Below are 7182 nucleotides of genomic sequence, written 5' to 3'. Positions count from 1 at the left end.
GTGGGTGACGGGCTCCCAGATGACGAGATCGGGCTTCCAGTGCCGGCAGAACTCGGTGAGCTCCACGATCATCGGGTCGTTCACCACCCGGCACCACCACGGCACGAACTTCCCGCCGTAGCCGTCCTTCAGATACTTCCAGGTGAGCTTCTCCGGCCGCTCCTCCGCCAGGTCGAAGAAGGAGGACTCCCGCTCCTCGGAGGCGGTGCCTCCGGAAACGGCGTCCCTGGAGGCGGCGTCCCTCTCCTTCGTCTTGCTCACCAGCCGGTGCAGGATGTGGTCCTTGCCGACGGGCACCGCGGTGAGGCCCGCGCCGGTGATGACACCGGTGAGCTCCGGCTGGCTCGCCACCCGCACCTCGTGACCGGCGTTGCGCAACGCCCACGCCAGCGGCACCATCCCCAGGAAATGGGTCTTCTCCGCGTACGCCGTGAAAAGAACGCGCATGACCTCTCCTAACCGTTCTTCACGGCTCCCAGAGCCTGGGCGCTCAGATAGTCGACGGCGTCGATGTAGGTGTAGGGCTGCATGAAGCCACCCGCGCGCACGTCGCGATAGAGCCGCGCCAGTGGGTGGGAGGCCGAGAAGGAGGCACCGCCGATCAGGCTCTGGGCGTCGAAGACGACGGCGGGCGCCAGCTGGTTGACGATCAGCTTCGCGCACTGGAACGGCGTCATCATGGCCGGTCCGCGCTCCCGGGGGTCGCCCGTGTCGTCGTAGGAGAGCCGGTCGGCGCGCGCCAGGGCCGCCGCGACCGTCGACCTCATCGTGAAGAGCCGCGCGTCCATCTCCGCCACCAGCGTCCGCGCGGCCGCCGCCCCCGCGGCTCCCCTGCGGATGAGGGTCGAGACCGCGATGTCGCGCGCCGACTGGGCGATGCCGGTGTAGATCCCCAGCATGGTGATCGAGCTCACCGTCTGCCCCGCGAGCATCGCGAGGTCCTGCTCACCCGCGGGCCCGCGCAGGACCACGTCCTCCGGGGGGATGACACAGTCGTCGAACACGATGTCGACGCTCCCGGAGGCCCGCATCCCCAGGCCGTCCCAGTTGTCCAGTACGCGAAGCCCCGGGCAGTTCCTGGAGAGCACCGCCATCCCCGACTGGGGACGCTGTCCGGGGACGCGCGTCTGCGCGTACACCGCGAAGTCCGTGGCGATGGGCGCCATGCTCACCAGGGTCTTGCCGCCCGACAGCAGCCAGCCGCCGTCGGCCGTCTGCGTCAGCGTGGTCGGACGCCGGTCGCGGGGGATGTCCTTCACCCCGGTGGAAACGACCGCCTCGCCGGAGCCCATGCCGCGCAGCAGCCGCTCGGCCAGTGTCCGCGCGAGCGCCGGTCCCGTCCGCCACTCGTAGGTCAGCGTCAGCGCCCGGCTGAGCTGCATGTGCAAGGCGAGCGCCGTCGAGGCGTCCGCCTCGGCGACCCTCAGCAACGCCAGGGAGACGTCGTGCAGACGATCGACCCCCAGGCCGCCGAGCGCGCAGGGCACCGTGGCGCCGAGGACCCCGCTCCTTCGCAGGTCCTCGAAGATGTCACGCGGGAAGGTGCCGCTGCGGTCGTTGTCCGGGGCCGCGGCGGCGATCGCCGGTAGGTGCGTCTCGACGAGGCCGATCAGGTCGCGGCCCTCGGGGGTGATCGGCTCGCGGAGCTCTCCCGGCATCACGGCGTTCTCGGTGTGCACTGTCATCAGCCCATCCCGCTTCCCTGCGTTCGCACGTCGGCCCGCTGCCGCCGCATGCACCATAAACGACTTTTCCGCCAGCCGCCTAAGAAATCAACCGGGAAATTATGCACGATCCGGGAAATGGCATTCCATGGGCATTGGGGACGGCCGGAGAATAGCTTGACCCACCGATCACCCGGAACTAGCATCTGTCCCGCTGGCGAGACGGACCCGCCGCATTGATGCAGGGGATGACAGTCACCCGGCCGGCTCGAACAATACCCCGGGTAATCCCATTCAGCCGCAACGCCGAGTTGAAGGTGGAAGAACGTGCTCTTTCCCCACACCAAGACCAGAAGGACGCTGCTGCGCCATGCCAATCCTCCGGAGGGCGTCACGGCGCACGACCTTCTCCTGAAGGCCGAGCTGAACGACCTGCCCTCGGCGGAGGTGTTCGGCGCGCTGTACTCCAAAGAGGTGTCCGCGCAGTTCATCGTGGAGCGGCGGGACACCGACAGGGTCGTGGGATACGTCTCGTTCCACCATCTCGACCTCTCGGGACAGCACGTGCGGGCGAGCTTCTTCACCGATCCCGCCGCGGCCGGCAACGGGGTCGGCGCGGAGGTCATCCTGATGACCGTCAACTACGCCTTCGCCATGTGGAACGTCAGAAAGATATATTTCTGGACCACCGAGACGGATTTCGCGGCTTTCCGTACGGCCTTCAACTCCGCCTACAAAGAGGCGACTCTCCCCGAGCATCTTTACGATCGCGGAGCGCTGCGAGACGTGCATATCTACGCCGTCTACCGCGAGCAGTGGGAGGAGCACGGCACCGAGCTCCTCAATAAGCTCGCGCAGGGGCCGGGCGAACGCCGGGAGGCGGCATCCACCGCGTCCACGGTATCCACCGTATCCGCGGTGTCCACCGATTCCGCCGAGGCATCCGAAGGAGAAAAGAGTTGACCGAGATGTTCGTTTCCGACCAGAAGAAGGAAGTGCGCGAGCAGATCGAGCGCGAGGCGCTGAAGATCGTGCTGTTCAGCTCCTCCGAGCTCGCCATTCCCGAGCTGACCGACCTGGGGGAGATTCCCGAGCCCAGCGATCTGGGCAACCTCGACTCCTTCTCCATCATCCTCCTCATCCTCGCCCTGGAGGACACCTACGGCGTCCCGCTCCTGGACGACATGGCCGGTTTCACCGGGAGAAACTTCGACGACCTGGCGGACTTCGTCATCGAACGTCTCCCTCCGCGCGCCGACGGCCAGAAGTAACGCCCACGGGCGGGACAAGCACGGTGAGCGGGGAAAACGGCCTTGACCTGGCCTCCGTCACTCATCTGTCAGGGCGTCTAGATCTTGTCTAGAACTCTCCCGTGGCGCCTAGGGCAAACTCTCAGCCATCGACGACCCGCCGGGGCGAAAGGGCGTGACAGATGTGACAGGCGTTAACGGTTACCCAAGTCTTGCGACCACACATCACGGGCAGGCCAGACCGGCCGGCAACGCGCGGATGGCGCTCGACGCACCGGGCATGACCAGGAGAACGGCTCTCTCGCTGCCCCCCGGTATGTCGCTGACCGCCTGGAGCCGCCTTGGCCGCCAGATCTTCATCATCTCCGACTCCTCCGCCTGGTGGCTGGGAGACTGGCTGATCTACGGCCAGGCGCACTATCCCGACCGCTACAAGCGGGCGATCGCCGAGACCTCGCTCGACTACCAGACGCTGCGGAACTACGCCTGGGTGGCCCGGCAGTTCAGTCTTTCCAGGCGGCGCGACAAGCTGAGCTTCCAGCACCACGCGGAGGTGGCCAGCCTGCCGGAGCCCGACCAGGAGATCTGGCTCAACCGGGCGGAGAAGGGCAGCTGGTCGAGGAACGAGCTGCGGCGGCGTATCAAGGCGGAACGCAACGGCGGCACCGCCGACGAGGTCACCCACATTCAGATGAACATCATCGCGGAGCAGAAGAAACGCTGGCAGGAGGCCGCGGAGAGCACCGAGCAGGACCTGCTCGTCTGGATGGTCTCCAACCTGGACCGCGCCGCGCTCGCGGCGCTGGAGTCGAGGAAGGCCGGCGCGCTCCCCCAGTCCGCCTGACCCCGGGGCGGCGAAGCCTCAACGAGCGGACGGAGAAGACAGCTTGGACCCCGATCACGGCGCGTCGCCACAGGACGTCATCGAGACCGCCGTCACCACCCCTCGGGGATCGGAACGCCTCCGTCTCCGCTACCTGCCCGACAGCGTCAGCCGCTTCGCCAGGACCTCGGGCTCCTCCCCCGCCGTCACCTTCGTCGAGTACGGCATGCGCCGCGACACCGGCCGCAGGGAGAAGAGCTCGCGGACGATGAGTTACGCCGAGCTCGACGAGCGGGCCCGCGCGGTGGCCGCGGTCCTCCAGCGGCGGTGCGAGCCCGGCGATCGGGTGGCGGTGCTCTGTCCCCACGAGCCGGCGTACGTGGTGGCGTTCCTCGCCTGCCTGTACGCCGGTCTCGTGGCGGTGCCGCTCTACGCGCCCGAGGCGCTGCGCAGTAACGAGCGCCTGCGATCGGTGATGGGGGACTGCGAACCGCGGTACGTGCTCACCACCTCCGCGGTTCACCCGTCCGTCCAGCGGCTGCTGGAGGGGATGGAGCGCCCGCCCGAGCATCTGGTCCGCGTCGACGAGGTTCCCGTGGCCGACGCCGCGCACTGGCGCAGGCCGGACATGCGGGCGGAGGCGGTGGCGTACCTGCAGTACACCTCCGGCTCAACCGGCACCCCGTCGGGCGTCCGCGTCACGCACGAGAACATGACCGTCACCAACTACCAGATCAGGGCACACTGGCCGAGTTCGGTCGTCGCGTCGTGGGTGCCGTTCTTCCACGACTTCGGACTCGTCTGCGCGATCACCAACCCGCTGGGCGCGGGCGCGCACTCGGTCAACCTCAGCCCGATGGCCTTCGTGCAGGATCCGTACCGCTGGCTCCGCATGATCTCCGACTACCGGGCCGACTGGAGCGTCGCGCCGAGTTCCAGCCTCGCCCAGTGTGTGCGCCGGGTGGCCGTCGAGCGCAGGGGCGAGCTCGACCTCGGCTCGCTGCGGCTCCTCACGATCGCCGCGGAGCCGGTGTACGCCGAGTCGACCGAGGCGTTCATCTCGGCGTTCGCGGCCGGCGGCCTGGCGCCCACCGCCCCCGCCCCCTGCTACGGCCTGGCCGAGGCGACCCTTCCGGTGAGCGCGCCGCCGGTCGGCGAGGGCATGACCGACCGCTGCTTCGACCGCGCGGACCTGGCCGCCGGCATCGCCCGCGAGTGCCCGCCGGGCAGCCCGGGTACCGTGCGCGTCGTCTCCTGCGGGGTACCGAGCCTGGGGGTGTCGGTGCGGATCCGCGACGAGGAGGGCCTGACCTCGCTGCCGGAGGGGAGGGTCGGCGAGATCTGGGTGAGCGGGCCCAATGTGGCGGACGGTTACTGGAACCAGCCGGAGCGGTCGGCGGAGGTCTTCGCGAAGCACCTCGCCGAGACCGGCGGCGAGCTGCTTTCCGGCCCCTGGCTGCGGACGGGCGACCTCGGTTTCCTGTTCGGCGGCAACCTCCACGTGGTGGGCCGGGCCAAGGACATGATCATCATTCGTGGCCGGAACCACTACCCGGACGACATCGAGGCGACCGTTCAGGCCGTGCGAGACGTCGGCTCCGAGGGGGCGGCGGCCGCGTTCTCCAGCGAGGCCGAGGGCGAGGAACGACTCGTCGTCCTCGTCGAGGCCGGCCCCGCGCTCATGGCGGCCGAGCAGGACGACAGGGAGGCGGTCCTGCGCGTCCTGCGCCAGGAGATCACCCGCAACCACGGCCTGGCCGCGCACGACCTCGTCCTCGTACGGCGCGGCAGCCTGCCGCGGACGACCAGTGGAAAGATCCGCCGTGGTGCCTGCCGCGAGCAGTACCTCCGCGGGGAGTTCGACCACTGAGCCGAAGTGGCTTCCCTTCCGGAGGTGATGCGTGATCAGGCCCCTTTTCGTCTGGGACTATCTGCAGGAGTACGAGAACGAACGCGAGGACATCCTCGACGCCGTGGACACCGTGTTCCGCTCGGGCCAGCTCGTGCTCGGGCGCGGTGTGCGCGACTTCGAGGCGGCCTTCGCCGCCTACCACGGCGTCTCGCACTGTGTGGGCGTCGACAACGGGACGAACGCGATCGTGCTGGGGCTCCAGGCCCTGGGTGTCGGGCCGGGCGACGAGGTGATCACCGTGTCGAACACGGCGGCGCCCACGGTCGTGGCCATCGACGCCGTCGGCGCCACCCCGGTCTTCGTCGACGTGCACGAGGACACCTACCTGATGGACGTCGGGCAGGTGGAGGCGGCGATCACCGAGCGGACCCGCTGCCTGCTTCCCGTGCACCTGTACGGTCAGTGCGTCGACATGGCCCCGCTGCGGGAGATCGCCACCCGGCACGACCTGCTGATCCTGGAGGACTGCGCGCAGGCGCACGCGGCCCGCCACCACGGCAGGATCGCGGGTTCGATGGGCGAGGCGGCCGCGTTCTCCTTCTACCCGACCAAGGTGCTCGGGGCGTACGGCGACGGCGGGGCGACGATCACCTCCGACCCGGAGGTGGACGCGGCGCTGAGACAGCTGCGCTACTACGGGATGAGGGAGCGCTACTACGTCGAGCGGACGCCCGGCCACAACAGCCGGCTCGACGAGGTGCACGCCGAGATCCTGCGCCGCAAGCTGACCAGGCTCGACGGCTACGTCGCCGCCCGCAGGGCCGTCGCGGCCCGGTACGCCGAGGCGCTGGCCGACACCGACGTCGTCCTGCCCGCGGTCGCCCCCGGCAACGAGCACTCGTACTACGTCTACGTGGTCCGCCATCCGCGGCGCGACGACATCATCGAGGCGCTCAAGCCGTACGGCGTGTCGCTCAACATCAGCTACCCGTGGCCGGTGCACACGATGTCGGGGTTCGCGAAGCTTGGCTACCGGGCGGGGGCGCTGCCCGTCACCGAGGCGGCGGCCGGGGAGATCTTCTCGCTGCCGATGTATCCGTCGCTGACCGAGGGCGACCAGACGAAGGTGGTCGAGTCGCTGCTCAAGGTGCTGGCGGCGCTGTGACGGGCGACCGGCCGGCCCGGCCGATGCGTGTGGTGTTCGTCACCTATGCCGAGAAGACTCATTTTTTGGGGATGGTGCCGCTGGCGTGGGCGTTGCGCAACGCCGGTCACGAGGTGCGGGTGGCGAGCCAGCCGGAGCTCAGCGACGTCATCACCGGCGCCGGCCTCACCGCGGTGCCCGTCGGCAAGGACCACATGCTGCACCGGCTGCTCACGCACGCCGAAAGCCTGGATCCCGACGGGCCTGCGCCGTTCGACATGGCGGAGAACCGGCCGGAGATGCTCACCTGGGAGTACCTGCGCCGGGGCTATCACGACGAGCTCGTGCCGTGGTGGTGGCGGGTGGTGAACGATCCGATGATCGTGGAGCTCACCGACTTCTGCCGGCACTGGAAGCCCGATCTCGTCATCTGGGAGCCGGCCTCCTAT

The 7182-nt window shown here is 69.0% G+C and carries 6 protein-coding genes and 2 pseudogenes; 6 read left to right on the top strand and 2 right to left on the bottom strand.

What is annotated here, in order from left to right; translation table 11 throughout:
• Together ACFY3D_RS39445 and ACFY3D_RS39440 are read right to left on the bottom strand one after the other, a co-directional pair.
• Positions 1–447 (bottom strand): annotated as a pseudogene (locus ACFY3D_RS39445) (hypothetical protein); the annotation flags it as partial.
• 8 nt (positions 448–455) lie between these two features.
• Entirely contained in the window at positions 456–1685 is a 1230-nt protein-coding gene (locus ACFY3D_RS39440) for an acyl-CoA dehydrogenase family protein (protein ID WP_350950397.1), read from the bottom strand.
• Positions 1686–1991: 306 nt separating this feature from the next.
• Here ACFY3D_RS39440 and ACFY3D_RS39435 point away from each other — a divergent pair, with 306 nt between their 5' ends.
• From ACFY3D_RS39435 to ACFY3D_RS39410, 6 genes and pseudogenes are all read left to right on the top strand, one after another.
• Positions 1992–2627: a GNAT family protein gene (locus ACFY3D_RS39435; RefSeq protein ID WP_362907611.1), complete on the top strand. Its 636-nt coding sequence runs from the start codon at positions 1992–1994 to the stop codon at positions 2625–2627.
• A gap of 5 nt (positions 2628–2632) precedes the next feature.
• The gene (locus tag ACFY3D_RS39430) at positions 2633–2935 is read left to right on the top strand and encodes a hypothetical protein (RefSeq protein ID WP_362770330.1); all 303 of its coding nucleotides are present in this window, start codon (positions 2633–2635) and stop codon (positions 2933–2935) included.
• 259 nt (positions 2936–3194) lie between these two features.
• Positions 3195–3758: an LmbU family transcriptional regulator gene (locus ACFY3D_RS39425; protein WP_362522351.1), complete on the top strand. Its 564-nt coding sequence runs from the start codon at positions 3195–3197 to the stop codon at positions 3756–3758.
• Between the two features lie 43 nt (positions 3759–3801).
• A complete protein-coding gene (locus ACFY3D_RS39420; protein ID WP_389989632.1) occupies positions 3802–5607 on the top strand; it encodes a fatty acyl-AMP ligase in 1806 nt (601 codons plus the stop codon).
• Between the two features lie 31 nt (positions 5608–5638).
• A complete protein-coding gene (locus tag ACFY3D_RS39415) occupies positions 5639–6754 on the top strand; it encodes a DegT/DnrJ/EryC1/StrS family aminotransferase (RefSeq protein WP_389989630.1) in 1116 nt (371 codons plus the stop codon).
• A pseudogene (locus tag ACFY3D_RS39410) lies at positions 6751–7182 on the top strand (hypothetical protein); the annotation flags it as partial. The gene ACFY3D_RS39415 and the pseudogene ACFY3D_RS39410, both read left to right, overlap by 4 nt.

Origin of the sequence: Streptosporangium sp. NPDC000509 (genome assembly GCF_042898365.1) — a bacterium.
Lineage (GTDB): Bacteria > Actinomycetota > Actinomycetes > Streptosporangiales > Streptosporangiaceae > Streptosporangium.
This window is presented reverse-complemented; position numbering and strand designations above follow the sequence as displayed.

Coding starts and splice junctions, on each gene's coding strand:
- ACFY3D_RS39440 (WP_350950397.1), bottom strand. CDS start 1,685: ATGACAGTGCACACCGAGAACGCCGTGATGCCGGGAGAGCTCCGCGAG.
- ACFY3D_RS39430 (WP_362770330.1), top strand. CDS start 2,633: ATGTTCGTTTCCGACCAGAAGAAGGAAGTGCGCGAGCAGATCGAGCGC.
- ACFY3D_RS39425 (WP_362522351.1), top strand. CDS start 3,195: ATGACCAGGAGAACGGCTCTCTCGCTGCCCCCCGGTATGTCGCTGACC.